Origin of the sequence: Streptomyces sp. A012304 (assembly GCF_026008495.1) — a bacterium.
GTDB lineage: Bacteria > Actinomycetota > Actinomycetes > Streptomycetales > Streptomycetaceae > Streptomyces.
Genome location: NZ_BQUN01000106.1, coordinates 141291 through 166489, shown reverse-complemented (window position 1 = coordinate 166489; position 25199 = coordinate 141291). Strand labels below are relative to the sequence as shown.

Genomic DNA, 25199 nt, shown 5'->3' with positions numbered 1-25199 from the left:
CCCCCGCCCACCCCCACCGCTCCCGCGAACCTTCGTACCCCAAGGAGTCGATCCACCATGGCGAGCGATGCGCCGACCGGCCAGGTATCCGATCTCGACTGGCTGATGAGCGGCCTCGTGCAGCGCGTACCGCACACGACCAGCGCGGTCCTGCTCTCCTCCGACGGCCTGGTGAAGTCCGTCCACGGCCTCGACCCCGACAGCGCCGACCACATGGCCGCCCTGGCCTCCGGCCTGTACTCCCTCGGCCGCAGCGCCGGTGTGCGGTTCGGCGACGGCGGGGAGGTGCGGCAGGTCGTCGTCGAACTCGACTCCACGCTGCTGTTCGTCACCACCGCCGGTTCCGGCACCTGCCTCGCCGTGCTCGCCGGCCGCGAGGCCGACGCCGCGGTCCTCGGCTACGAGATGGCGATGCTCGTCAAGAGCGTCCGCCCCTACCTGGTGACCGCACCCCGACAGCACGCCGTCGACGCGTCGGTGACGGGGCCTTGAGCGTGGCGGCGGCCGGCGACGGGCCCTGGCTCGACGACGCGGCCGGACGGCTGGTGCGCCCGTTCACGGTCAGCAACGGCCGCACCAGACCCACCGTCGCCCTCGACCTGATGTCGCAGGTGAGGGCCACCGGGGTGACCCCCCTCGGCTACCTCGGCCCCGAGCACGCGCAGGCCCTCGACCTGTGCCGCGCTCCCGTCCCGGTCGCCGAGGTGGCCGCCCACCTGAAGCTGCCGGCGGCGGTCACCAAGGTGTTGCTGTCCGACCTCGTCGACTGCGGGGCGCTGACCACCAAGCCCCCCGAGTTCCACCACAACCCCACCGACCGGGCACTACTGGAGGCAGTGCTCGATGGACTACGACGACAGCTCTGAGCACGGCGAGCACGGCGACGGCTCGGATCCCTTCCCCACTGCCCTGAAGATCCTCGTGGCGGGCGGCTTCGGCGTCGGCAAGACGACCTTCGTCGGCGCGGTCAGCGAGATCGCGCCGCTCAGCACCGAGGAGCTGCTCACCACGGTCAGTGCCGCCACCGACAACCTCGACGGCATCGAGAACAAGGTCGAGACGACCGTCGCCATGGACTTCGGCCGCATCACCCTCGATCCCGGACATGTCCTGTACCTGTTCGGCACACCGGGGCAGGAGCGGTTCTGGTTCATGTGGGACGAGCTGTGCGAGGGCGCCCTCGGCGCTGTCGTCATCGCCGACACCCGCCGCCTGGAGGAGTGCTTCGCGGCCGTCGACTTCTTCGAGGAACGCGGCCTCGGCTTCATCGTCGCCGTCAACGAGTTCGACGGCGCCCACCGCTACGACCCCGAGGAGGTGCGCGCCGCCATCGACCTGGACCCGGAGATCCCGATCGTGCGCTGCGACGCCCGGATCTCCGCCTCCGGAGTCCAGACCCTGCTCGTCCTCGTCAAACACCTCATCGCGCACGCACCGGCAGCACCCCAGCCGAGCCGCGGCGCCCACATGTGATTCCCGCACACAACGCACCGGAGCCGCATATGCCATACGTCCACAGCGACGGAGCCCGCTCATGAGCTACGACCCGCCGCGCCCGGCCGGTCGACTGCTGCTCACCCCCGAGGACAGGGAAGCTCCCGCCCGCACCCGCAGGCTGCGCCGACTCGGCCTCGGCGAGCGGCCGGACCCCGCCCTCGACGCCTTCGCGGACCGCCTCGCGGACGTGACCGGCGCGCCGTACGCCATGGTCAACTTCATCGACGAGGAGTCGCAGTTCTTCGCCGGACTGCACACCCCCGACGGCGGCCGCGCCGCCCGCGGCGGCAAGCCCGAGCCGGGCCGCCGGCTGCCTCGCGACTACGGCTACTGCCCGCATGTCGTCGTCCGGCGCAAGGCGCTGGTCCTGGAGGACGTGCGCGACTACCCGCGCTTCGCCTGCAACCCCCTCGTCGACGAGTACGGCATCCGTTCCTATCTGGGCGCCCCGCTCATCGACTCCACCGGCATGGTGCTCGGCACGGTCTGCGTCGCCGACCTCGCGCCCCGCCCCTGGGGGAAGGGCGGCCTGGAGACCATCAAGGCGGCCGCCGCCGATCTCGTCGTACGGCTGGAGCGCCCGGTGGACGACGGGCTGCCGTAGCCGGCCGCTCCCACGGTGTGAAGGAAAGCTGCGGCGGCGCTTAAGAAATCCTCGATGGACCGGGGAGGGCGGGGTGCGGCAGATTGCTTCCCGAATCCACCCCTCTCCCCGGATGCGGGCCCCTTCGGCGTGCCCGGGAGCGTCAGGACAGGAGCCGTAGCGTTGAAGGCGCTGGTCAAGGAGAAGGCGGAGCCCGGGCTGTGGCTCGCGGACGTGCCGGAGCCCGCCGTCGGACCCGGCGACGTACTGATCAAGGTGCTGCGCACCGGGATCTGCGGCACCGACCTGCACATCCGGTCCTGGGACGGCTGGGCGCGGCAGGCGATCCGTACCCCGCTCGTGGTCGGGCACGAGTTCGTCGGGGAAGTCGTGGAGACCGGCCGGGACGTCACGGACGTCGCCGTCGGCGACCGGGTCAGCGGCGAGGGGCACCTGGTGTGCGGCAAGTGCCGCAACTGCCTCGCCGGGCGCCGGCATCTGTGCCGGGCCACGGTCGGCCTCGGCGTCGGCCGGGACGGCGCCTTCGCGGAGTACGTCGCCCTGCCGGCGTCCAATGTGTGGGTGCACCGCGTCCCGGTGGACCTGGACGTCGCGGCGATCTTCGACCCGTTCGGCAACGCCGTCCACACCGCGCTGTCCTTCCCGCTGGTCGGCGAGGACGTCCTGATCACCGGCGCGGGCCCGATCGGTCTGATGGCGGCGGCGGTGGCCCGGCACGCCGGGGCGCGCAACGTCGTCATCACGGACGTCAGCGCGGAGCGGCTGGAGCTGGCCCGCAAGGTCGGCGTGAGCCTCGCGCTCGACGTGTCCCGGGAGTCCATCGCCGACGGGCAGCGGGAGCTGGGCCTGCGTGAGGGCTTCGACATCGGCCTGGAGATGTCCGGCCGGCCCGAGGCACTGCGCGACATGATCGCCAACATGACGCACGGCGGCCGGATCGCCATGCTCGGCCTGCCGGCCGAGGAGTTCCCCGTCGACTGGGCCCGGATCGTCACCTCCATGATCACGATCAAGGGCATCTACGGCCGTGAGATGTTCGAGACCTGGTACGCCATGTCGGTGCTGCTGGAGGGCGGCCTCGACCTCGCCCCCGTGATCACCGGCCGCTACGGCTTCCGCGACTTCGAGGCGGCGTTCGCCGACGCGGCGAGCGGACGCGGCGGCAAGGTCATCCTCGACTGGACCCACTGACACCTTCAAGGACTGATGATGTTCGACTCCGTGCGCGACGACCTGCGCGCCACCCTGGACGAGATCCGCGCCGCCGGGCTGCACAAGCCCGAACGCGTCATCGGCACCCCGCAGTCCGCGACCGTGGAGGTCACGGCCGGCGGCCGCCCCGGCGAGGTCCTCAACTTCTGCGCCAACAACTACCTCGGACTGGCCGACCACCCCGAGGTGATCGCCGCCGCACACCAGGCCCTGGACCGCTGGGGCTACGGCATGGCGTCGGTGCGCTTCATCTGCGGCACGCAGGAGGTGCACAAGGAGCTGGAGGCGCGGCTGTCGGCCTTCCTGGGCCAGGAGGACACCATCCTGTACTCCTCCTGCTTCGACGCCAACGGCGGTGTCTTCGAGACGCTGCTCGGCCCGGAGGACGCGGTGATCTCCGACGCGCTCAACCACGCGTCGATCATCGACGGCATCCGGCTGTCCAAGGCCCGCCGCTTCCGCTACGCCAACCGCGATCTGGCGGACCTGGAACGGCAGTTGAAGGACGCCTCCGACGCGCGCCGCCGGCTGGTCGTCACCGACGGCGTGTTCTCCATGGACGGCTATGTGGCGCCGCTGCGCGAGATCTGCGACCTCGCCGACCGCTACGACGCGATGGTCATGGTCGACGACTCGCACGCCGTCGGCTTCGTCGGCCCCGGCGGCCGCGGCACCCCCGAACTGCACGGCGTCATGGACCGGGTCGACATCGTCACCGGCACGCTGGGCAAGGCGCTCGGCGGCGCCTCCGGCGGCTATGTCGCCGCCCGCGCCGAGATCGTGGCGCTCCTGCGTCAGCGCTCCCGCCCGTACCTGTTCTCCAACACCCTCGCGCCGGTGATCGCCGCCGCCTCCCTCAAGGTCCTCGACCTGCTGGAGTCGGCCGACGACCTGCGCGTTCGACTCGCCGAGAACACCGCCCTGTTCCGCCGCCGGATGACCGAGGAGGGCTTCGACGTCCTTCCCGGCGACCACGCCATCGCGCCGGTGATGATCGGCGACGCGGCGAAGGCCGGCCGCATGGCCGAACTGCTGCTGGAGCGCGGCGTGTACGTGATCGGCTTCTCCTACCCGGTCGTCCCGCAGGGGCAGGCGCGCATTCGCGTCCAGCTGTCCGCCGCGCACTCCACGGACGACGTGCACCGCGCGGTCGACGCGTTCGTCGCGGCGCGGGCGGAGCTGGAGGCGGCCTGAGCAGCCCGGACATATTGCGATAATCGTTCGCATGATCGAAGCGCGGCGGCTCCACATCCTCCGTGCGGTGGCCGACCACCGCACGGTGACGGCGGCTGCCGCCGCGCTGTACCTCACCCCCTCGGCCGTCTCCCAGCAGCTGACGGCCCTGGAACAGGAGACCGGCCACCGCCTGGTGGAACGCGGCGCGAAGGGCGTCCGGCTGACCCCGGCCGGCGAGATCCTGCTCGCGCACACCAACGCGGTCCTCGCCCAGCTGGAGCGCGCCGAGGCGGAACTCGCCGCCTACGGCTCCGGGGCCGCCGGGACGGTCACCGTCGCCGCCTTCGCCACCGGCATCGCGCTGGTCGTGGCCCCCGCGGTGGCCCGGCTCGCCGGCACCGCGCCGGGGATAAGGATCCGCGTCCAGGACGCGGAGGGAGACGCCAGCCTGCCGATGGTCCTCGACCGGCAGGTCGACATCGCCGTCGCCGTCGAGTACCGCGGCGCCCCGGCCGCCGACGACCCGCGCCTCACGCACGTCCCGCTGTACGCCGAGCCCTTCGACGCGGTCGTGCCGGTCTCCCACCGGCTCGCCGACGCCGACGAGGTGCCGCTGGCGGAACTGGCGAAGGACCCGTGGATCGGCCCGTACCCCGGCAACCCCTGCCACGACGTGGTCGTCCTGGCCTGCGAGCACGCCGGGTTCCAGCCGCGTCTGGAGCACTCCTCGGACGACTTCCGCGCGGTCGTCGCCCTGGCCTCGGCCGACGCGGGCGTGGCCCTCGTCCCGCGCTCCGCGCTGCGCGGCATGGACCTGACCGGCGTGGTCGTCCGCCCGGTCGACGGGGTGGCCCCGACCCGCCGTGTCTTCGCCGCCGTACGGCGCGGGGCGGAGGAGCACCCGCTGATCCGGCCGGTGCTGGTGGCGCTCGGCGAGGCCACCCCCACGGCGTGAACCCCTGGGCCTATCCCGAATCTGGGATAGGATCCCGAATATGAGAGATCCTGTCGTGGAGGAGACGACTCCGGCCGCCGTCGACCCGGTGGACGCCCGGCTCGCCGCCCGCCTGGCCGCGCTGCGCGCCGAACGCGGCTGGTCCCTGGGCGAACTGGCCGAGCGCAGCGGCGTCAGCCGGTCGACCCTGTCCCGCGCCGAGCGGGCAGAGATCAGCCCCACCGCCGCCACCCTCAACCGCCTCTGCCACGTCTACGGCCGCACCATGTCCCGGCTGCTCAGCGAGGTCGAGGTGGAGCCGGCGCCGCTGCTGCGGGCCGCCGAACAGCCCGTGTGGGAGGACCGCGCCTCCGGATTCGTGCGGCGCTCGGTGTCACCGCCGCACCCCGGCCTGCGCGGCGAGCTGATCGAGGGCCGGCTCGCCCCCGGCGCCGACATCGCCTACGACCGGCCGCCCGTGCCCGGCCTGGAACAACACATCTGGGTTCTGGAGGGCGCCCTCGACGTCACGGCGCAGGACGCCGGGCACCACCTCGACGCGGGCGACTGTCTGCGGCTGCGCGTCTGGGGACCGACGCGGTTCCGGTGCGCGGGCGACACGGCCGTGCGGTACGCGCTGGCGGTGGTGCTGCCGTGACCACGACCCGCCTCGACGCCACCGCCCTGCTCGATTGGGCCGAGGACCTGGCCGACCTGCTCGTCGACACGGTGGACGGCGGTGCCTCCATCGGTTTCCTCGCCCCGCTCGACCGCGCCCGGGCCCTCGCCTGGTGGCGGGAGCGGGCGACGGCGGTGGCCGCCGGACAACTCGCCGTGTGGACGGCCCACGACGCCGGCCGCGTCGTCGGCACCGTCAGCCTGGCCTTCCCGGACAAGCCCAACAGCCGCCACCGCGCCGAACTCGTCAAGCTGATGGTCCACCGGGACGCCCGCGGGCGCGGCCTCGGGCGGCGGCTGCTGACCACCGCCGAGGAGGCCGCCGTCGCGAGCGGCGTCACCCTGCTGCACCTGGACACCGAGACCGACAGCCCCGCCGAAGGCCTCTACCGGGGCGCCGGATGGACCCGGGCCGGGGTGATCCCCGACTACGCGGCGGACCCGTCCGGCGTGCTGCGGCCGACCACGCTGTACTACAAGCGGGTCGCCGCCGGGTGACTGTCAGTGGCAGCCGCTACGGTGCGAAGCATGCCGGACGCCGAAGACGCACGCCGTATCGCCCTGTCCCTGCCGGAGACGACGGAGAAGATCGCCTGGAGCATGCCCACGTTCCGGGTCGCGGGGAAGATGTTCGCGACCCTGCCCGAGGACGAGACCTCCCTCGCCGTGCGCTGCCCCAAGGAGGAGCGGGCCGAACTGGTCCTCGCCGAGCCCGGCAAGTTCTGGATCGCCGACCACGAGGCCCAGTTCGCCTGGGTCCGGGTCAGGCTGGCGGCACTGGAGGACGAGCGGGAGCTGCGGGACGTCCTGGCCGACTCCTGGCGCCAGTCGGCCCCACCGAGACTCCTGGAGACGCACCCCCGGCTCGGCGTGCCGACGGAGGGCTGACCTTCCCCGGAGGACGTGGCGCCACAAAAGCAGTGCGCGACCACCGACCCGAGTGCGGTATGGTTTCTGTGCACGCCCGGCCTGGGAAACCCCAGGTCAGACGGGCAACGGGACGTGGCGCAGCTTGGTAGCGCACTTGACTGGGGGTCAAGGGGTCGCAGGTTCAAATCCTGTCGTCCCGACTTGCGGAAGCGCAGGTCAGAGACCGTACCGAAGGAATTCGGTACGGTCTTTCGTCATTTCTGTGTCCCAAGCGGGGATCAGCGGAGGTGACCGCGCCACGGCCCCGCCCGTGGCTCGTCCGGCACCCGCTCGTGCGGCCCTCGGCGCACAGGGCGTCCCCGACGACCGACCGCCGGGACCTCCTGACCCGGGAACCGTCCGCCCGGCGTCCCCGTGCATGTAGGGGGCAGGGATGTGGGAGGAGCGAGCGGGGTGACGGACATGGTCGTCGAGGACGGCAGGACGCCGGCCGGTCGGTACCGGCTCGTCGCGCGGCTGGGCGCCGGTGGCATGGGCACCGTCTGGCAGGCGTGGGACACCACGCTGCGGCGTACGGTCGCGGTCAAGGAACTGCACGTGCGGGGACAGGTGCCGGACGCCGACGTGGCCAAGGCGCACGCCCGGATGCTCCGGGAGGCCCAGGCCGCGGCCATGGTCGAGCACCCCTCGGTCGTCCAGGTGTACGACACCTTCGAGGAGGGCGGACGGCCCTGGATCGTCATGGAACTCGTGCGCGGCGCGTCGGTCGAGGAACGCCTCCGGCGCGACGGTCCCCTGCCGGCGGCACAGGCGGCACGCATCGGTCTCGACGTGCTGGACGCGCTGCGCGCCGCCTGGGAGCGCGGCGTCGTCCACCGGGACGTGAAACCCGCGAACATCATGATCGACCAGGCCGGCCGGGTCGTCCTGACCGACTTCGGCATCGCCTACGTCGAGGGCAACCCCACCCTCACCACCACCGGTGCCGTCATGGGCTCCCCGCACTACATGGCGCCCGAACGCGCCCGTGGCGGCCCGGCGGACGCGGGCGGCGACCTGTGGGCCCTGGGCGCGACCCTGTTCACCATGGTGGAGGGACGGCCCCCGTTCACCGGTGACTCCGCCCTGGGCGTGCTGTACCGGATCATCTCCGACCCCGTCCCGACGCCCACCGCGGCGGGGGCGCTCGCACCGGCCATCGACGGGCTGCTGCGCAAGAACCCGGTGTTCCGGATGTCGCCGGAACACGCGGCCGAGCTGCTGCGACAGGCGGCCGGACCGCCGTCCCCCGGCGCCCGGCAGGAGACCGACGAGCCCGACCGGCCCGCCCAGGACGGTCAGCGCGACGAGGTGGAGGGTCCGGCCGACGACGGGCCTGGGCCCGGACCCGCGCGGGCCCAGGCACCGGCCGGGCACGGCGGGCCCGCCCTCACCCGGCGTGCCTGCCTGCGGGCGGCGCTGCTCGCCGGGGGAGCCGTCACCGCGGTCGCGGCCGGACGACTGCTGCTGCCCGGCGGCGACACGAGCGACGAGAAGGGCGGCGACCAGGGCGGGGCGTCGCCCTCCGCGTCGACCGCGCGCCTCGTGGTCTCCGCGCTCGCCGGACGCCACGACGGCCCCGTCCACGCCCTGGCATGGTCCCCGGACGGGCGGTGGATCGTCTCCGGCGGTGCCGACGCCACGGTCCGGATCTGGGACGCCACGGACCCCGGCCGGCCCACGACCGTGCGGGACTCGGGGCAGGGAAAGATCGACGCGCTGGTCTTCACGGGCGCCTCGCGTTTCGTGACCGGCGGGGAGAACGGCACGGTCGTCGCCTGGGACGCGGTGCGCGGCAGCCGCGGGAAGACCGTGAGCAGGCGTGCCGCGCCGGTCACCGCTCTGGCCGTCCTGCCCGGCGGGGACGCCGAGCTGGTCGCCGGCTACGAGGACGGAGCCGTCCGGGTGTGGCGCGGCTCCGGCCATGCCGGCACCTCCGCACTCCAGGCCGCCGCCGAGCGGGTCGTCGGGATCGTCGTCGACGAGAAGCTCATGCTGTGCGTCGTCACCGACCGGGGCACGCTCCTGCGCGCCAGGTCGTACGGCCGGGGGGAGATCCTCGGCCGCACCCCGCTGATCGACGCCGAGGACCTCGCCGCGGGCGCCCGTATCACCGGTCTGGCGCCCTCCGGGGAGGGCAGCCGACTCGTGGCGGTGGGCCCCGGGTACGACGGTGCCGAGATCGATGTGGAGACGCTGCGGCCGCTGCCCCGGGGCAGTCGCTGGAGCCGCTGGGACCCCAATGGTGAGCCCGTGGTGATCGCCCGTTCCCCCCGGCCCACGGACCTGCTCGCCCCCGGCCGCGCCAAGGGCACGGTCACCGCCGCCGGGCACGTCAACACGGCGCTGGTGCTGTCGGACACCCAGGGCAGAGAAGCGGAGACCCAGCCGCCGGGCACCGGCGGGCAGACCACCTGCCTCGCCTTCGCGCCGACCGGTGCGCGGCTCGCGGGCGCCACCTCCCAGGGCACCGTGTTCACCGTGACGACGACCGCGGCCACCCTCGGTCCTTGAGCGAGCGGGTGCCTCATCGCAGCGCGCGCAGCTCCCGCAGCTCCTCGACCCTCAGCAGCCGCGCCAGGACGGCGTACGCCGCCCCCAGCGTGACGATGCCGGCCGCGAGAGCGATCGCGGTGGCCGTGGTGCCGGCGCCGAGCGAGACCGCGCAGGCCCGGTCCGCCGCCCACGCCAGTGCCGCGGCGAGGCCCGAGGCGCACACCAGCTTCGTGTAGGTGCGGCGCACCGCGCCGTCGTCGACACGGCCGCCGGTCCTGCGGCGCAGCAGCCGCACGGTGAGGGCGAGTCCGGCCAGGTAGGACACGGCGTAGCCGCCGGCCATGCCGGTGACCGCCCAGCGGGTGGGCAGCAGCAGATGGCAGACGGTCGCGAGGGCGATGTTCACCGCCGCGATCCAGGCGGACAGGAAGAACGGCGTGCGGGTGTCCTCGAAGGCGTAGAAGCCGCGCAGCAGCAGGTACTGCGCGGAGTACGGGATCAGCCCCAGGCCGAACGCCTGGAGCATGTGCCCGAGCGGCTGCGCGGAGGACGCGTCGGCCGCCCCGTGCGCGAACAGCAGCGTGGCGATGCGCGGGCCGAGGGCGAGGAACAGGAACGCGGCCGGCACGATGACGACCCCGCTCACCCGCAGCGCCCGGGACAGGTCCGCGCGCAGGTCGGTGACCCGCCCCTCGGCGACGGCCCGGCTCATGCGCGGCAGCAGCGCGGTCACGAGGGAGACGGTGACCACCGACTGCGGCAGCATCCAGATCGTCTGCGCGTACGTGTACGCCGAGTAGCCCGCGCCGGCGTCCGGCAGTTCCTGGTCGGCGGTGTTGGCGTAGTTGGTGACCACCGTCAGCGAGACGAGATTCGCCAGGACGAAGAGGAGGGTCCACTGGGCGGCGCGGACGCCGGAACCCAGGCCCGAGCCGCGCCAGTCGAAACGCGGGCGGAAGCGGAAGCCGGCGGCCCGCGCGAACGGCACCAGCGCGAGCGCCTGCACCGCGATGCCGGCCGTCGTGCCGATGCCCAGCAGGCGGACGTGGGCGGCGGAGATGTCCTCCACCCGTTCCGGCACGGTCATCAGGCCGAGGTACGCGCCGAACACGCCCAGCAGGACGACGTTGTTGAGGACCGGCGTCCACATCATCGCGCCGAACCGCTCGCGGGCGTTGAGGACTTGGCCGTAGATGTTGAACAGGCCGTAGAAGAAGATCTGCGGGAGCAGGAAACGGGCGAAGACCACGGTGAGTTCGTAGGCCTCGTGGCTGTCCGGGGTGTCGCGCATGTACACCGAGACGATCTGAGGGGCCGCCCACACCACGAGCGCGGTGCCGACGGCGAGGACGGTCACCACCAGCGTGACCAGCCGCTGCTCGTAGGCGTGTCCGCCGTCCGGGTGGGTGGCCCTGGCCCGCACCAGCTGCGGCACCAGCACCGCGTTGAGCGCGCCGCCGATCAGCAGGGTGTACAGGCTGGTCGGCACGGTGTTCGCGGTGTTGTACGTGCTGGCCAGCAGGCCGGTGCCCAGCGCGGCGCCCTGAAGGATCGTCCGGATCAGCCCGGTCGCCCGGGACACGATCGTGCCCGCCGCCATCAGCAATGACGAGCGGGCCGCCCCGCCGGTCCGTGCGGCGCGCGCCGCGGTCTTCGTCCCCTCCACCATCCGGCCAACCTACGTCATCAAGATCGGACCGCCCCGACTCGCTTGCTCAGCGGGCCCGTTCGTCCGCGTCCAGGGCGGGGGCGAGGAGGGCGAACGCGCGGTCGGTGAGCGCCGCCGGGTCCTCGCCGCCGTCGCTGTCGCTCCAGCGTTGCAGGACGGTGTCGAAGGCGGTGAGGGTCATCCCGGCGGCCAGCCGGGCGCGCAGCTCTGCGTCGGGGCCGGGCGGCAGCCGGTGGGCCAGTTCCGCCGCGAGGTCGTCGCGCCACTGGGCCTGGCGCTCCAGGAAGCGGGCACGCAGGGCGGGCGTGCGCAGGATCAACCGGACGACGCGCAGGGCCCGTTCGGCGTGGTCGGAGCGGTCGGCGCACTCGGCGACCGGTACCTGGACGGTGTGCCGCAGGGCGACCGACGGTGATTCGTCGGCGGGGCGGGCCGCCAGCTCAGCGCGCATCGCCTCGCCCATGCCGGACAGGAACTGCACGACCACGTCCTCCTTGGACGCGAAGTACCGGAGGCCAGCGGAAGTTCACCGGCGCCCGCGTGTCGCCCGCCCGCGGCCGGGTGGGCGGATGAACTGGAGTTCCAGGGTGGCCGGGGGTGCGGCGACACCGGGGCCGCCGGCCGCCGCCCAGGTCAGGATCTCCTCCGTGCAGTCGTCGTCCAGGGCGAAGCCGATCCAGGTGGCCCTGCCGCCCGCGCGGCGCCCGGCGGCGGACGGCTGGACGACGATGACGTTCGCCTGGTCACAGGGGCCGAGACAGTCCGTCGTACGGATCTCGAAGGCGCCGTCGGACGCGGCGGCGGCCGCGCGCAGACGGTCCAGTTGCCAGGCGTGGTCGAAGCCGGGGTGCTTGCGGGCGACGCCGCAGCAGCAGCCCCGGCACACCACGAGGGTGCAGGGACGGCGGGCCGCGGCGCCGACGGTCACGGCGGACCGGCCCGGCCGCTCGGAGCGGGCCGCACGCTGCCCCGGCAGGGCCGGGCGAGCCGCCACGCCGGTCAGGAGGCCGCGAGGCCGACGTGGGCCAGGGCCTGCCGCAGCAGGAACCCGTGCCCGCCCGGCATCTCGCTCTGCACCGCCGGCGACGCCGCCTCCTGCGGGTCGAACCACACCAGGTCCAGGGCGTCCTGCCGGGGCCGGCAGTCACCGGTCACCGGCACGATGTAGGCCAGCGACACCGCGTGCTGCCGCGGGTCGTGGTACGGGGTGATGCCCTGCGTCGGGAAGTACTCCGCGACGGTGAAGGGCTGGAGGGAGGCCGGGACACGCGGCAGGGCCACGGGGCCGAGGTCCTTCTCCAGGTGGCGCAGCAGGGCGTCGCGGACCCGCTCGTGGTGCAGGACCCGGCCGGAGACCAGGGTCCGGCTGACATTGCCGTCCGGTCCGATGCGCAGCAGCAGGCCGATGCTGGTCACTTCGCCGCTGTCGTCGACGCGCACGGGCACGGCCTCGACGTACAGGATCGGCATGCGGGCGCGGGCGAGTTCGAGTTCGTCCTGGCTCAGCCAGCCCGGCGTGGTCTCGGTCATGTCAGACATTGCTTGATCATACTTTCAGTGTCCGTCGGGAAGCCGGTAGACCCGGCGGGCGTTGTCCGCGCCCGCCCACCGCGCCAGGCGCAGTGCGTCGGGCAGGCTCAGGTCGTCGGCGTCCACCCGGGCCTGGAGGAGGTCCCCCAGCCCCCGGCGGAACGCCAGCGCTCCGAGCCCGTAGAACTCGGCGACACCATAGGCGTCGGAGCTGTACAGCAGTTTGCGGAACGGTGTGATCTCCAGCGCTTCCTCCAGGACCGCCCGGGCCCGGGCCGGGCCGACGTGGTGCAGCGTGAGCCCCACGTCCAGGTACACCTGCTCGAACACCGCGGCCAGGTAGCCGGCCTGCCGCTGGTAGGGCCAGCAGTGCAGCAGCAGCACCGGAACGGTGCCCGCGGTGAGGTGCAGCCAGTCCGTGAGATGTGTGGGGTCCACCCGGTGCAGCCGGATGTCGTTGTCGCCGAAACCCGTGTGCAACTGGAGCGGGAGCCCCAGATCGACGGCGGTCCACAGCAGGTGCCGCACCAGGACGGGGTCCGCCAGCCGGCCGCCGCCCGCCAGCCAGCGCCGCGCCGCCCGGGTGACATCGGCGTCCGAGGGACGGGCGGGGTCCAGCTCGAAGCCGGTGCGGTACGCGGCCACCGACTTCACCGCCACCACCCCCGGTTTCCGTACCGCGTCCAGCGCGGCCGCGCGGAACGCGTCGGCGTACGCGTCCGGCTCGACGCCCCGCGCGGCGACCGCCTCCGCGACCGCCTCCAGCCGGACCACCTCGTAGGCCACCGCGCCCGCCGCCGCGGCGAGTTCGGCGGGCGCCGTCAGGGGCCGCGGGGCGAACCCGGTGTCGACGCACAGCACGCCCGTCCGGGCCGCTGTCAGGAAACGCCGGTCGACCTCCTCGGGGCCCAGCTCCGCCCGTCGGGCGAGGTACTCCTCGGCGGGCGCGTGCCGCTCCAGATCCAGCACCGGCGCGCAGTGCCGGCGTACGGCGACACCGGCCGGTGTGTCGAACGGCGAGCAGCCGGGCCACCGGTCGCCCTCGGTGAGCAGCGCCTCGAACCCGGCCCGGTCCAGCGGGCCGGCGACCACCCCGTGACAGTGGTGGTCCACCAGCTCCAGCTCCGCGAGCACTTCGTGCACCGGCCCGGCGCCCATCAGTACACCCACCGGTAGGCGGCGGCGATCCCCGCGTCGTCCAGCCCGTCCACGGCGCGGATCTCCCCCTCCCGTACGGCGGTCACGGCGTCGGCGAGGACCGGGCCGAGCGCGCCGCGCAGCACCGCGTCCGCCCGGAACGCGGCGACGGCCTCGTCCAGCGAGGCCGGCAGCCGGCGCACACCCCGGCGGGCGGCCTCCTCGGCTCCCAGCCGGGCCGGATCGCCGGTGGTCTCCTCCGGCAGGGTGGCGCCCGCCGCCAGCCCGTCCAGCCCGGCGGCGATCACACAGCCGAGCGCCAGATACGGGTTCGCGGCCAGATCGACCGGCTTCACCTCCAGGTTCGCCTGTTCCGCGCGCCGGCCCGCGGTGCCCCGCACCAGCCGCAGCGCGCACTCGCGGGTCTCCAGCCCCCACGCGGTGAACACTCCGGCCCACTGGGACGGTCGCAGCCGCAGCCGGCTCGCCGGGCTCGGCGCGGTCACCGCCGTCAGCGCCGGCAGGTGGGCCAGCACCCCGGCCGTGAAGGCCTCCGCGTCGGCCGTCATGCCGTACCGGCGGTCGCCGCCCGTGTGCAGGTTGACGCCGTCGCGCCACGCGGAGAGGTGGACGTGCCCGCCGTTGCCGACGCCCCGCGCGGCGACGGCGGGGGAGAAGGAGACCCGCAGGCCGTGCCGGCGGGCCACCGCGCGGATCGTCTGGCGCACCAGCACACTGCGGTCGGCCGCCGCCACCGGGTCCACCGCGCCCACGGAGATCTCGAACTGGCCCGGCGCGTACTCGGGATGGACCTGGTCGACGTCCACGTTCTGCGCCGCGCACGCGGCCAGCAGCTCGGCCAGGTACTCGCTCAGCTCCACCTGCCGGATCGCGCCGTACGCCGGTCCGGTGGCCGCCGGGACGAACTCCCCGGCGGGCGCGGAGTCCAGGCCCACCGCCCACTCGATCTCGACGGCCGCCTTGAAGGCGAGGCCGTGCGCGCGGGACGCGTCGGCGACGATCCGCCGCAGGAAGGTGCGGGAGCACCCCGGATGCCGCTCGCCGTCCTGGGTGACACGGTCGACCGGCGCCCACGCCCAGCCGGGCTGCGCGGTCAGCGCCACCAGCCGGTCGAGAGCCGGGTACAGGCGCAGATCGCCGTCCGGGGAGCCCAGGACGTCCGTGGTGACGATGTCGTCGTTCGCGAGGAACGTGTCGAACACCGGGGACATGCCGACGCCCCAGGCCGCCGCCGAGGCGAGCGCCGTGACCGGGACCGTCTTGATCCGGCCGACGCCCGCGGTGTCGACGTAGGCCAGGACGATCCCGTGCACGCCCCGCGCCGACAGCTCCCCGCTCAGCGCTCTCGCCCGCCCGACGTCGCCGGGGCGCCCGCCGGGCAGGGGATCGGCAAGGATGGTCATACAGCCTCCACGGTCAGGGTTTCACGGCCACCGCGCCGTACTGCGGCACCACGGCCGGGGCACCGGACCCGGCACGCCAGCGCGAGCACGACACCAGGCCCGGCTCCAGCAGCTCCAGGCCCTCGAAGAATGCGGCGATCTCCGCGCCGGCACGGGCGGTGATCGGCGGAGTGGCGTTCTCGTTCCAGAACTTCATGGCCGGGATCTGCCCCTCGCCGCCCACCTCCGCGTCGTAGGTCGGGTGGGTCAGCACCAGGAAGCTGCCCGAGGGCACCTCGGCCATGATCCGGCGCACGATGTCGCGCGCCGCCTCGACGTCCAGGACGAAGTTCAGGATGCCGAGCATCATCACCGCGACCGGGCGGTCGAAGTCCAGGGTGGCGGCGGCGCGCCCGAGGATCGCCTCCGGGTCGTGCACATCGGCGTCGATGTAGTCGGTGGCGCCCTCGGGGGTGCCGGTCAGCAGGGTGCGGGCGTGCGCCAGCACGATCGGGTCGTTGTCGACGTACACGATCCGCGAGTCGGGTGCGATCCGCTGGGCTATCTCATGGGTGTTGTCGGCCGTCGGCAGACCGGTGCCGACGTCGAGGAACTGCCGCACCCCGCGCTCCTCGGCCAGGAACCGCACCGCCCGGCCCAGGAACCAGCGGTCGGCACGGGCGATCTCCCGGATCAGCGGGAACATCCCGGCGACGTGCTCGCCGACCTGCTGGTCGACCTCATAGTTGTCCTTGCCGCCGATCCAGTAGTTCCACACCCGCGCGTTGTGCGCCACGCCGGTGTTCAGCCGTGCCCGTCCGCCCGCCGGCGTGTGGCCCTCGCTCACGTCACTGCCCCTTCCCACGTCCTGGCCGAAATCGTTCGCTTCCGGCCGTCGTCGTCATTGTGCCGCCGGATGATCACCGCTGTCCCGGGAATCGGCGCGACGGCGACCCCGGCCCCGCGGCGCGCGCCGCCTCCCCCGATAGGGTGACGGTCCGGCCGCCCCCGTACAGGAAAACAGGACATGCTCCCCTCCCACGCCGCCCGTCCGACCGCCCCCGAGCCGTCGGCCGCCTCCGCCGACATCCGGCTGATCGTCACCGACATGGACGGCACGCTGCTCGACGACACCAAGCGGACACCGGACGGACTGTGGGAGACGCTCTCCCGGCTGCGGGAGCGCGGGGTGCTGTTCAGCCCCGCGAGCGGACGCCAGTACGCCACGCTGGCGCGCGAGTTCGCCGAGGTCGCCGACGGGATGGTCTTCATCGCCGAGAACGGCACCTACGTGGTGCGCGACGGGCGGGAGCTGAGCTCCGACCCGCTGGCCGCGGACGTCGTCACCGACATCGTCGCGGCCGTACGGCGGCTCGCGGCCGACGGCGTCGACGTCGGCGCCGTGGTGTGCGGCAAGCGGTCGGCGTACGTGGAGCGCGCCGACGCGCCCTTCGTCGCCGAGGTCGCCCGGTACTACGTCCGCCACCAGGTCGTCGAGGACCTGTGCGCCGTCGACGACGACATCCTGAAGGTGGCCGTGTTCGACTTCGGCGCGGTCGAGCAGACCACCGCCCCCGCCCTCGCGCCGTTCGCCGCCGCCCACCAGGTCGTCGTCTCCGGCGAGCACTGGGTCGACGTCATGAACGCCACCGCCAACAAGGGCGCCGCGCTGCGCCGGCTCCAGCGGGAGCTGGGCATCACGCCCGCCCAGACCATGGTGTTCGGCGACTACCTCAACGACCTGGAGATGCTGGACGCCGCCGACTGGTCCTTCGCCATGGCCAACGCCCACCCGGAGGTCGTCCGCCGGGCCCGCCACCTGGCCCCGTCCAACAACGACAACGGCGTGCTGCGCACCATCGCGCGCGTGCTGGACCTCTGACGGCCGCCGTCACGGGCGGGGCTGCGCGTACCCGTGCTGCCAGGCCCAGGCCGCGATCTCCACGCGGTTCCGGGCGCTCAACTTCAGCTGGACGCTGGACAGATGCGTCTTCACCGTCGACAGGGACACGTACAGCTCGGCGGCGATCTCCGCGTTGGTGCGGCCCAGCGCGACGAGCCGGACCACATCGAGCTCGCGGTCGGTGAGCGGCTCCGGCAGGGCCGCCGGACGTGGGACCGCCGCCGCGGCCGGGGCGGCCGGGGGCGCGGTCAGGTGCTGGAGCAGCCGCACGGTGACCTGCGGCGACACCAGGGAGTCGCCCGCCGCGGCAGCCCGCACCGCCTCCGCGAGCAGGGTCGGCCCGGAGTCCTTCAGCAGAAAACCGCACGCGCCGCCGCGCAGCGCCCCGTACACGTACTCGTCGAGGTCGAAGGTGGTGACCACGACCACCCGCAGCGGGTCGGGAACGTCCGGCCCGGCCAGCAGCCGGGTGGCCGCCAGACCGTCCAGCTTCGGCATCCGGATGTCCAGCAGGCACACGTCCGGCCGGATCCTGCGGGCCAGCGCCACCGCCTCCTCCCCGTCGGCGGCCTCGGCGACCACGGTGATGTCCGGCTGCGCGTCGAGGAAGAACCGGAAACCGGTGCGGACCATGTCCTGGTCGTCGGCGAGGAGCACCCGGATCGGGGCGGAGGGGCCGGGCACGGCGGCACCGGGGGCGGGGGTGGTCATGGCTCGATCATGCCGCAACGGGTGGAACACATCAGGAGGCCCGGTGAGCCGCGAGTCAGGCGACCGGATACCGGGTGTGGCCGCTGATCCGGCCGTCCCGGACCTCCAGGACGCGGTCGCAGTGGGCGGCGACGTCGGCGTCATGGGTGACCATCACCAGGGCGGCGCCCTGCTCGCGGGTGACCGAGGTGAGCAGTCGGACGACCTCCTCGCTGGTGCGCTGGTCCAGGGCGCCGGTGGGCTCGTCGGCGAAGACCACGTCCGGCTCGACGACCAGCGCGCGGGCGATGGCGACCCGCTGCGCCTGACCTCCCGACAGCTGCCCCGGGCGGCGCTTGTCCAGGCCGTCCAGGCCCAGCGGCGCGAACCAGCGGCGGGCCCGCTCGACGGCCTGCCGGCGCGGGACGCCCTCCAGCATCAGCGGCAGGGCGACGTTCTCCTCGGCGGGCAGTTCGGACAGCAGCTGGCCGAACTGGAAGACGAATCCGAACCGCTTGCGGCGCAGCGCGCTGAGCCGGTTCTCCCCGAGCCGGTCGATCCTCCCCCAGCCTTCGGCCGGGGGGACCCCCATCTCGCTTCGCTCGCCGCGCAGCAGCACCTGGCCGTCGTCGGGGCGGACGATTCCGGCCAGGGTGTGCAGGAGGGTGGACTTCCCGGACCCTGACGGGCCCATGATCGCCAGCAAGTCGCGCTCGCCGACCTCGACGTCCACGCCGGCCAGGGCGGTGGTGGAGCCGTACTTCTTCACGAGGCCGGACGCGGCCAGGACGGTGCTCATGGTGGTCGTGACTCCTTCTCGGCGCTCAGCGCTCGAACGTCCAGGTGACCGAGTCGGCGGTCGCCTGGACGACGCTGACCGGGATGGTGACGTCCTTGCCGCCGTCCGTCCGGCCGTGGCAGGTCACGGTGGCGCCGGCGACGGCCTTGAGGCCGGTGGGGCAGGTGACGCCGGAGACCTTGTCGCCGACCCACGGCAGCGGGTGGTACTTGCTCTGGGTGCGGCCCGCGACGATGTTCGCGGCCAGCGCCCGGTGGCCGTCGACCGTCACCGTGGTGTGCTCGTCGAGAGCGCTGGTGGACTCGGTGCCGGAGAGCAGGTGGGTGCCGATCGCGGTGAGGGCGACCACGGCCGTGGCACCGCCGATCACGCCGACGACGAACTTGCTGGACTGCATCGCGTACTCCTGACGGCTGGAGGGGGGAGGGACCGGGCGGTGGGCGTCCCGGGGAGTGGCTCCACCCTCGCCCTCGCGCACCCGCCAGCGCCTCGGCCGAACGGCCAGGGCTCGCGGCACGGCCCTCGACCGTTCGGCCGATCACCACGGGGCCCTGCGCAGGGGGTGTCCTGTGGCTCAGGACGGCGGACGTGTCCTGGCCCTGGGCTGTGAGGGGGCCGAGCGCGCGGGCCGGCCGGGTACGGGCAGAGCTGTCGGCGGGCCGCGGGAGAGCGCGCCCCGCGGCGTCCGGTGTCCTCTGCTGCCGCCGCGCCCGGGCGGCATAGGCTTCGCCGGGTGGGCCGTCCGGGCGCCGTGCGCGCGGCGACGAGAGGGGAAGCGGTATGCGTGAGGCGGATGCGGTCGCGCGACTGGCGCGGGAGGTGACCTCCACCGTACGGGCGGAGGACCTGGAGGACTTCTACCGGGACCTGCACCGCCACCCCGAGCTGTCCTTCCGGGAGCACCGCACGGCGGCGCGTCTGGCCGCGCGGCTGCGGACGGCCGGGTACGAGGTGACGGAGGGCGTCGCCCGTACCGGGGTGGTGGGGGTGCTGGCCAACGGCGAGGGGCCGGTGGTGTGGCTGCGCGGCGACATGGACGCGCTGCCGGTGACGGAGGCGACCGGCCTCGACTACGCCTCCACCGTCGACGGTGTGATGCACGCCTGCGGCCACGATCTGCACGTCACCTGGCTCGCGGGCGCCGCCGAGGCGCTGGCCGCCGCCCGCGAGACCTGGTCCGGCACGCTGGTCGTCGTGGGGCAGCCGGCCGAGGAGGCCGGGGGCGGGGCGGCGGCGATGGTCGCGGACGGGGTGCACGAGCGCTTCCCGCGCCCCGACGTGCTGTTCGGTCAGCACGTCACCCCGGGGCTCGTCGGCGGCTACCCGCACACCCCGGGGCTGACCCTGTCGGCCTCCGACGACATGGAGGTCGTGGTGCACGGCGTGGGCGGGCACGGATCGCGCCCGGAGTCGACCGTCGACCCTGTGGTGACGGCCGCGTACGTCGTCACCCGCCTGCAGACGGTCGTCGCCCGCGAGGTCGCGCCGGGCCAGTCGGTGGTGCTGACGGTCGGCCGGTTCCACGCCGGCACCGAGTCCAACATCATCCCCGCCGAGGCACGGCTCTCGCTGAACCTGCGCACCCAGGACACCCGGGTGCGCGAACGGGTCCTCGCCGCCGTCCGGCGGATCGTCGAGGGGGAGTGCCGGGCCGCCGGCTGTCCGGTGCCGCCCGAGGTGACGGTGATCCCCGGCTGTCCGGTCACCGTCAACGACGCGGCGCTCGACGAGGAGATCGCCGCCGTCCACCGTGAACTCTTCGGCGCGCACACGGTGTTCGACTTCGGCCGGGTGCTGGGCAGCGAGGACTTCTCCCTCCTCGCGCCGGACGGCGTGCCGTACGACTACTGGTACGTCACCTCGACGCCGGCGGACGTGTGGGAGGCGGCGCCCGGCGACGAGCCGACCGAGAAGGTCGACCAAGTGCCCGGCAACCACAGCCCGTTGTTCGCGCCGGACCTCTCGGTGGTCGTGCCGGGCGTGCGGACGCTGGTGTCGGCCGCGCTCAGCCGCCTGGCGTGACTCAGGGCTTCAGCGGGTCGTGACCGATCGTCATCAGCCGGTGCCGCCGTCGGGTGTCACCCGCGTCCTCCGCCTCGGGCTCGTTCTCCGGGTCGGTCTGCGCGGTCACCGTGTCCACGACCCGGTGCATCACGCGGATGTCGTCGTCGGTCAGGTCGGTGCGCCGTTTCTGGAGGATCGCCAGCACATGCTGCCCGGTGGGGGTGCCGGCCTCGTCGGGCAGGGCCTCCGCGTTCTCGTCGGAGTCCCGCACCCGCAGCCAGGCGGCGAGTTCCTGCGAGGTCATGTTCACCACGCGGTGGAAGTCCTCCCACAGCGCGTCGAGTTCGAGGGCGTCGGTCATGGGCATGCCCCTTCGTCGTGGGGGTGGATTCTCGTTGCGGGCAGGTCCGGACGGGCGCAGTCCGTGCGTGCGGAATCCGTACGGGCGCGGTCCGTGCGCGCGGAATCCGTGTGCGGGGTCCTTGGTACGGGTCAGCTCTCCTGCGGCCAGTTCTCCGCCTCGAACATCCACCGCTGCTTCTCCAGCTCGGCGGTGAGGCCGATCAGCAGGTCCTGGGTGACCGGGTCCGCCGTCTCCGTCGCCGTGATCCGCTCCCGCAGCCGGCCGATCGCCGTGCTCAGCGCCTCCGCGATCACCTGCACGACCTCCTCGTCGCGCACCCAGCCGTCCTTCGGGCCGGGGAGCGTGAACGCCGAGGCGATCGTCTCCGGGCGGCCGTCCGGCGGCAGTCCGAGCGCGGCCGCGCGCTCGGCGACGGTGTCCGCGTAGGAGCGGGCCGCCGCGACCACCTCGTCGAGCTGGAGGTGGATCGAGCGGAAGCGCGGACCGACGATGTTCCAGTGCGCCTGCTTCCCGATCAGGGAGAGACCCAGAAGGTCCACGAGGGTGCCCTGCAACGCGTCGAAGGTCACCTGACGGGCCGGTTCCGGAAGAGGGCTCTTCACGACAGTCATACCGAGGTTCTCCTTGCGGCGTCGTCTCGTGCGGTACGGAGCAGTTCGGCGCGTTCCTCCTCCGCGGTCCCGCCCCACACGCCCGACATCGGCCCGCTGCCGAGGGCGTAGTCCAGGCAGGGCGCGGTGACCGGGCAGCGGGCGCAGACGCGCTTGGCGTCCTCGACGTCCCGCAGGGCCGGTCCGGACGTGCCCACGGGGAAGAACAGCTCCGGGTCCTCGCCCACGCAGGCGGCACTGCCCAACCACTCCATGGGGGCGCGGGTGCCCCGGGCGAACGGGCGCAAACGCGGCGTCCGTCGGCCTTCGGACACCTGGGAAACGCCTCCGGCGTGGGCCTTTCGAAACTAGCGGTGCTAATTTAGGGGCTGTCGGTGCACCGGTCCCATCGTCCTCGGTCAGGAGTCCTGTCGTGCGTCCCGTCCACTTCGCGGCCGCCCGCCGCACCCCCATCGGAAAGCTGCGCGGCGCCCTGTCCACCGTACGGCCCGACGATCTCGCCGCCGCCGTCGTCCGCGGCCTGGTCGAGGACCTGCCCGCGCTCGATCCGGCCCGGATCGACGACGTCTACTGGGGCGCCGCCAATCAGGCCGGCGAGGACAACCGCAACGTCGCCCGCATGGCCGCCCTGCTCGCCGGCCTCCCCGAGACGGTGCCCGGCGCCACCGTCAACCGGCTGTGCGCCTCCGGACTGGAGGCCGTCACCACCGCGGCCCGTACGATCGCCGCCGGCGAGGCCGACATCGTGCTCGCGGGCGGCTCCGAGTCGATGAGCCGCGCCCCCTTCGTCCTGGCCCGCCCCGACGAGGCCCTCCCGCACCGCGTCGAGACCGTGGACACCCGGCTCGGCTGGCGCCTGGTCAACCCCGCGATGAAGGAGCTGCACGGCCTGCTGTCGATGGGCGAGACCGCCGAGGAGGTCGCCGCCCGGTACGGAGTGCCGCGCGAACGGCAGGACGAGTTCGCCCTGCGCAGCCACCGGCTCGCCGCCCTGGCCCGCAAGAACGGCCACTTCGACGACGAACTGCTGCCGGTGCGGCGCCCCGACGGCGTGGTCGTCGACGCCGACGAATGCATCCGCGAGGACACCTCCTTCGAGCGGCTCGCCGGCCTCAAGCCCGTCTTCCGCCCGGACGGCACGGTCACCGCGGGCAACGCCTCCCCGATGAACGACGGCGCCGCCGGTCTCCTCCTGGTCAGCGAGGAGGCGCTGAACGACCTGGGCCTGGAGTCCCTGGGCCGCTATGTCGCCGGCGCCTCCGCCGGCGTCCACCCCGACGTGATGGGCATCGGGCCGGTCCCCGCCACCCGCAAGGCGCTCGCCCGGGCCGGATGGGAGGTCGGCGACGTCCAGGAGGCCGAGTTCAACGAGGCGTTCGCCGCACAGGCGCTGGCGTGCGTGGACCAGCTGGGCATCGACCCCGACCTGGTCAACCCCAGCGGCGGCGCGATCGCCCTCGGCCATCCGCTGGGCTGCTCCGGCGCCCGCATCCTCACCACCCTGCTCCACCGCATGCGGCGCACCGGGGCGGAACGCGGGCTGGCGACGATGTGCGTGGGCGTGGGACAGGGCAGCGCGGTCCTGGTGGAACGACACTGACCCCCGGCCACCGGCGCCATCAGGCGAGACGCACCTGACGGCATCGATTAGGTGCGCTTAACATCGGTGGCCGCATGAACACGATGACCTTGTGGCACCTCACCGGCTGGGAGTTCGCCGCCCTCGCCTTCGCGGCCCTGCTGGTCGGCTTCTCCAAGACGGCCGTCAGCGGGGCCAACACCGTCAGCCTCGCGATCTTCGCCGCCGTGCTGCCCGCCCGGGCCTCCACCGGTGTGCTGCTGCCGCTGCTGATCGCCGGGGACGTCCTGGCCGTCCTCACCTACCGGCGGCACGCCCACTGGCCCACCCTGTGGCGGCTGTTCCCGGCGGTCGCGGCCGGCGTCGTGGTGGGCACGGTCTTCCTGATGTGGGCCGACGACGCCGTCGTGCGCACCTCGATCGGCGCGATCCTGCTGCTGATGGCGGGCGTCACGGTGTGGCGCCGCCGCACCGCCGAGGCGGCCGAGGACCCGGACGCCGTGGTCACCCGGGCCGGCCGCCTCAAGGCCCGCTCCTACGGCGTCCTCGGCGGCTTCACCACCATGGTCGCCAACGCCGGCGGCCCGGTGATGTCGATGTACCTGCTGTCGGCGGGCTTCCGCAAACTCGGCTTCCTCGGCACCTCCGCCTTCTTCTTCCTCATCGTCAACGTCTCCAAAGTGCCGTTCAGCGTGGGCCTCGGCCTGATCGACGGCCGGTCCCTGCTGCTGGACGCCGCGCTCGCCCTCTTCGTCGTCCCCGGGGCGCTGCTCGGCAAGTGGGCCGTGCACCACATCGACCAGCGGCTCTTCGAACGACTCGTCATCGCGGCCACGGTGCTCGGCGGCCTCCAGCTGCTGCTGCGCTAGCCGCGCGGGCTTCGGCCCGTGTGCCGCTACCGCGTCGGTTTTGGCCGGTGTGCCGCTGCCGCGTCGGCTCCGGCCCGTGTGCCGCTACCGCGTCGGCAGGAGCAGCTCGGGCAGGTCCGCGAAGGAGTCGACGACATGGTCGGGGGTGCCGTCGGCCGCGCGGAGTGTCTCCGGCCGGAACTTGCCCGTCCGGACCAGCACCCCGGTGATCCCCGCCCGCTGCGCCGCCAGGACGTCCGACTCCACGTCGTCGCCCACCATCAGCGCCTCCCGGGCGGTCACCCCCAGACGCGCCAGCGCCGCCGCGAAGAACGCCGCAGACGGCTTCCCGGTCACCTCCGCCTCCACCCGCGCCGCCGCCTCCAGGCCGGCGACGAACGCCCCGGAGTCCAGCCGCATCCCCGCCTCGGTACGCCAGTACAGGTTCCGGTGCATCGCCACGAGCCGCGCGCCGCGCTGGAGGTGCCCGAAGACCCGGTCGAGCGCCGCGTACCCGAACTCGGGGCCGGCCCCGCCGAGGACGACCACGTCGACGTCCACGTCGCCGTCGTCGTCGACCAGCGTGACCCCGGCGAGGTCCTCGCGCACGTCACCGCTGTTCAGCAGCGCGCACCGGGCCCCCGGATACCGTTCGGCGAGGTGGGCGGCGGTCACGGCGGGCGCCGTGAGGATGTCCTCGGCGGCCACCGGGAACCCCGCCTCCGCCAGCGTCCGCGCGATCGAGGCACGAGTGCGCGAGGTCGTGTTGGTGACCAGGGCGACGCCGAGCCCCGCCTCCCGGACGGTCCGCAGCGCCTCCACCGCGCCCGGCAGCGGCTTCCACGAGACGGTCAGCACCCCGTCGACATCGATGAGGACGGCCCGCAACGCATCCATACGGGGACGATAGCGCCGTCCTCGCCCGCCCGCCGGGAGAGCGGGCGGACGGCACGACGGCGACACCGGGCGGCCCCGGGCCTGCCGTACGCTCGACGCCATGTCCGCGCACGTCCTGGTCCTCGGCGGCACCACCGAGGCACGAGAACTGGCCGCCGCTCTCGCGGCCCGCCCAGGGGTGCGGGTGACCTCCTCGCTCGCGGGACGCGTGTCCCGGCCGGGGGCGCTCGCGGGGGAGGTCCGCGTCGGCGGGTTCGGC

General features: G+C 73.7%; 29 protein-coding genes, 1 tRNA gene and 1 pseudogene. 17 read left to right on the top strand and 14 right to left on the bottom strand.

Annotated elements, in window-relative coordinates; all coding sequences use genetic code 11:
* Positions 1 to 57 precede the first annotated feature (57 nt).
* From ALMP_RS27660 to ALMP_RS27605, 12 genes are all read left to right on the top strand, one after another.
* A complete protein-coding gene (locus tag ALMP_RS27660) occupies positions 58 to 492 on the top strand; it encodes a roadblock/LC7 domain-containing protein (RefSeq protein ID WP_264933102.1) in 435 nt (144 codons plus the stop codon).
* Between the two features lie 2 nt (positions 493 to 494).
* Positions 495 to 866 (top strand): DUF742 domain-containing protein, encoded by a 372-nt coding sequence (locus ALMP_RS27655; protein ID WP_264933121.1) that lies wholly within the window; start codon positions 495 to 497, stop codon positions 864 to 866.
* On the top strand, positions 844 to 1473 hold the full coding sequence (locus tag ALMP_RS27650) for an ATP/GTP-binding protein (protein ID WP_264933101.1): 630 nt from the start codon (positions 844 to 846) through the stop codon (positions 1471 to 1473). Before ALMP_RS27655 ends, ALMP_RS27650 begins: the two co-directional genes overlap by 23 nt.
* A 61-nt stretch (positions 1474 to 1534) precedes the next feature.
* Positions 1535 to 2101, top strand: a complete 567-nt coding sequence (locus ALMP_RS27645; protein WP_264933099.1) for a GAF domain-containing protein — start codon at positions 1535 to 1537, stop codon at positions 2099 to 2101.
* Positions 2102 to 2263: 162 nt separating this feature from the next.
* Positions 2264 to 3292, top strand: coding sequence for an L-threonine 3-dehydrogenase (tdh, locus tag ALMP_RS27640; RefSeq protein WP_264933098.1), 1029 nt, complete (start codon positions 2264 to 2266; stop codon positions 3290 to 3292).
* An 18-nt stretch (positions 3293 to 3310) separates the two neighbouring features.
* Entirely contained in the window at positions 3311 to 4507 is a 1197-nt protein-coding gene (locus ALMP_RS27635; RefSeq protein ID WP_264933119.1) for a glycine C-acetyltransferase, read from the top strand.
* A 31-nt stretch (positions 4508 to 4538) separates the two neighbouring features.
* Entirely contained in the window at positions 4539 to 5444 is a 906-nt protein-coding gene (locus tag ALMP_RS27630; RefSeq protein WP_264933096.1) for a LysR family transcriptional regulator, read from the top strand.
* A gap of 40 nt (positions 5445 to 5484) precedes the next feature.
* The gene (locus ALMP_RS27625; protein ID WP_264933095.1) at positions 5485 to 6081 is read left to right on the top strand and encodes a helix-turn-helix domain-containing protein; all 597 of its coding nucleotides are present in this window, start codon (positions 5485 to 5487) and stop codon (positions 6079 to 6081) included.
* Positions 6078 to 6599: a GNAT family N-acetyltransferase gene (locus ALMP_RS27620; RefSeq protein ID WP_264933093.1), complete on the top strand. Its 522-nt coding sequence runs from the start codon at positions 6078 to 6080 to the stop codon at positions 6597 to 6599. The genes ALMP_RS27625 and ALMP_RS27620 overlap by 4 nt, the downstream gene beginning before the upstream one ends.
* Before the next feature lie 30 nt (positions 6600 to 6629).
* Positions 6630 to 6989, top strand: coding sequence for an MmcQ/YjbR family DNA-binding protein (locus tag ALMP_RS27615; protein WP_264933092.1), 360 nt, complete (start codon positions 6630 to 6632; stop codon positions 6987 to 6989).
* Positions 6990 to 7097: 108 nt separating this feature from the next.
* A tRNA-Pro gene (locus tag ALMP_RS27610) sits at positions 7098 to 7171 on the top strand.
* Between the two features lie 262 nt (positions 7172 to 7433).
* Positions 7434 to 9524 (top strand): WD40 repeat domain-containing serine/threonine protein kinase, encoded by a 2091-nt coding sequence (locus ALMP_RS27605; RefSeq protein WP_264933117.1) that lies wholly within the window; start codon positions 7434 to 7436, stop codon positions 9522 to 9524.
* Between the two features lie 13 nt (positions 9525 to 9537).
* Here ALMP_RS27605 and murJ read toward each other — a convergent pair whose 3' ends face one another.
* From murJ to ALMP_RS27570, 7 genes and pseudogenes are all read right to left on the bottom strand, one after another.
* Positions 9538 to 11175 (bottom strand): murein biosynthesis integral membrane protein MurJ, encoded by a 1638-nt coding sequence (murJ, locus tag ALMP_RS27600; RefSeq protein WP_264933091.1) that lies wholly within the window; start codon positions 11173 to 11175, stop codon positions 9538 to 9540.
* Positions 11176 to 11221: 46 nt separating this feature from the next.
* Positions 11222 to 11686, bottom strand: a pseudogene (locus tag ALMP_RS27595) (TetR family transcriptional regulator); the annotation flags it as partial.
* 15 nt (positions 11687 to 11701) lie between these two features.
* The gene (locus ALMP_RS27590; RefSeq protein ID WP_264933115.1) at positions 11702 to 12103 is read right to left on the bottom strand and encodes an NAD(P)H-dependent oxidoreductase subunit E; all 402 of its coding nucleotides are present in this window, start codon (positions 12101 to 12103) and stop codon (positions 11702 to 11704) included.
* A 71-nt stretch (positions 12104 to 12174) separates the two neighbouring features.
* A complete protein-coding gene (locus ALMP_RS27585; protein WP_264933113.1) occupies positions 12175 to 12705 on the bottom strand; it encodes an NUDIX hydrolase family protein in 531 nt (176 codons plus the stop codon).
* Between the two features lie 24 nt (positions 12706 to 12729).
* Entirely contained in the window at positions 12730 to 13863 is a 1134-nt protein-coding gene (locus ALMP_RS27580) for an amidohydrolase (protein WP_264933089.1), read from the bottom strand.
* Positions 13863 to 15266 carry a glutamine synthetase family protein gene (locus ALMP_RS27575; RefSeq protein WP_264933088.1) on the bottom strand — a complete coding sequence of 468 codons (1404 nt, stop codon included), beginning with the start codon at positions 15264 to 15266 and terminating at the stop codon, positions 13863 to 13865. The genes ALMP_RS27580 and ALMP_RS27575 overlap by 1 nt, the downstream gene beginning before the upstream one ends.
* Positions 15267 to 15279: 13 nt before the next feature.
* Positions 15280 to 16092 carry an SAM-dependent methyltransferase gene (locus tag ALMP_RS27570; RefSeq protein WP_264933086.1) on the bottom strand — a complete coding sequence of 271 codons (813 nt, stop codon included), beginning with the start codon at positions 16090 to 16092 and terminating at the stop codon, positions 15280 to 15282.
* 180 nt (positions 16093 to 16272) lie between these two features.
* Between ALMP_RS27570 and ALMP_RS27565 the strand changes: the two genes are divergently transcribed.
* Complete coding sequence (locus ALMP_RS27565; protein WP_264933083.1) at positions 16273 to 17127, top strand: Cof-type HAD-IIB family hydrolase; 855 nt, start codon at positions 16273 to 16275, stop codon at positions 17125 to 17127.
* 9 nt (positions 17128 to 17136) lie between these two features.
* On the opposite strand, the gene ALMP_RS27560 is transcribed toward ALMP_RS27565, so the two are convergent.
* Genes ALMP_RS27560 through ALMP_RS27550 form a run of 3 tightly spaced genes read right to left on the bottom strand, consistent with a single transcriptional unit; the run spans position 17137 to position 19034 of the window.
* Entirely contained in the window at positions 17137 to 17859 is a 723-nt protein-coding gene (locus ALMP_RS27560; RefSeq protein ID WP_264933082.1) for a response regulator transcription factor, read from the bottom strand.
* A gap of 55 nt (positions 17860 to 17914) precedes the next feature.
* On the bottom strand, positions 17915 to 18637 hold the full coding sequence (locus ALMP_RS27555) for an ABC transporter ATP-binding protein (RefSeq protein ID WP_264933080.1): 723 nt from the start codon (positions 18635 to 18637) through the stop codon (positions 17915 to 17917).
* A 25-nt stretch (positions 18638 to 18662) separates the two neighbouring features.
* Positions 18663 to 19034: a DUF4333 domain-containing protein gene (locus ALMP_RS27550; protein WP_264933078.1), complete on the bottom strand. Its 372-nt coding sequence runs from the start codon at positions 19032 to 19034 to the stop codon at positions 18663 to 18665.
* Positions 19035 to 19417: 383 nt separating this feature from the next.
* Here ALMP_RS27550 and ALMP_RS27545 point away from each other — a divergent pair, with 383 nt between their 5' ends.
* Positions 19418 to 20659: an amidohydrolase gene (locus tag ALMP_RS27545; protein ID WP_264933077.1), complete on the top strand. Its 1242-nt coding sequence runs from the start codon at positions 19418 to 19420 to the stop codon at positions 20657 to 20659.
* Between the two features lies 1 nt (position 20660).
* Here the strand turns inward: ALMP_RS27545 and ALMP_RS27540 are convergent, their stop codons facing one another.
* The 3 genes from ALMP_RS27540 to ALMP_RS27530 form a co-directional block, all read right to left on the bottom strand.
* Complete coding sequence (locus tag ALMP_RS27540) at positions 20661 to 21002, bottom strand: DUF3140 domain-containing protein (protein WP_264933076.1); 342 nt, start codon at positions 21000 to 21002, stop codon at positions 20661 to 20663.
* Positions 21003 to 21133: 131 nt separating this feature from the next.
* Positions 21134 to 21616 (bottom strand): Dps family protein, encoded by a 483-nt coding sequence (locus ALMP_RS27535; protein ID WP_264933074.1) that lies wholly within the window; start codon positions 21614 to 21616, stop codon positions 21134 to 21136.
* The gene (locus ALMP_RS27530) at positions 21613 to 21903 is read right to left on the bottom strand and encodes a WhiB family transcriptional regulator (protein ID WP_309299546.1); all 291 of its coding nucleotides are present in this window, start codon (positions 21901 to 21903) and stop codon (positions 21613 to 21615) included. Before ALMP_RS27530 ends, ALMP_RS27535 begins: the two co-directional genes overlap by 4 nt.
* Before the next feature lie 125 nt (positions 21904 to 22028).
* Here ALMP_RS27530 and ALMP_RS27525 point away from each other — a divergent pair, with 125 nt between their 5' ends.
* Together ALMP_RS27525 and ALMP_RS27520 are read left to right on the top strand one after the other, a co-directional pair.
* On the top strand, positions 22029 to 23216 hold the full coding sequence (locus ALMP_RS27525; RefSeq protein ID WP_264933072.1) for a thiolase family protein: 1188 nt from the start codon (positions 22029 to 22031) through the stop codon (positions 23214 to 23216).
* Positions 23217 to 23290: 74 nt separating this feature from the next.
* A complete protein-coding gene (locus tag ALMP_RS27520) occupies positions 23291 to 24064 on the top strand; it encodes a sulfite exporter TauE/SafE family protein (RefSeq protein ID WP_264933069.1) in 774 nt (257 codons plus the stop codon).
* Between the two features lie 84 nt (positions 24065 to 24148).
* On the opposite strand, the gene ALMP_RS27515 is transcribed toward ALMP_RS27520, so the two are convergent.
* Positions 24149 to 24940: an HAD-IIA family hydrolase gene (locus tag ALMP_RS27515; protein ID WP_264933068.1), complete on the bottom strand. Its 792-nt coding sequence runs from the start codon at positions 24938 to 24940 to the stop codon at positions 24149 to 24151.
* Positions 24941 to 25040: 100 nt separating this feature from the next.
* Between ALMP_RS27515 and ALMP_RS27510 the strand changes: the two genes are divergently transcribed.
* Positions 25041 to 25199 (top strand): precorrin-6A/cobalt-precorrin-6A reductase (locus ALMP_RS27510; RefSeq protein ID WP_264933111.1); only part of this gene is annotated, 159 nt, incomplete at its 3' end.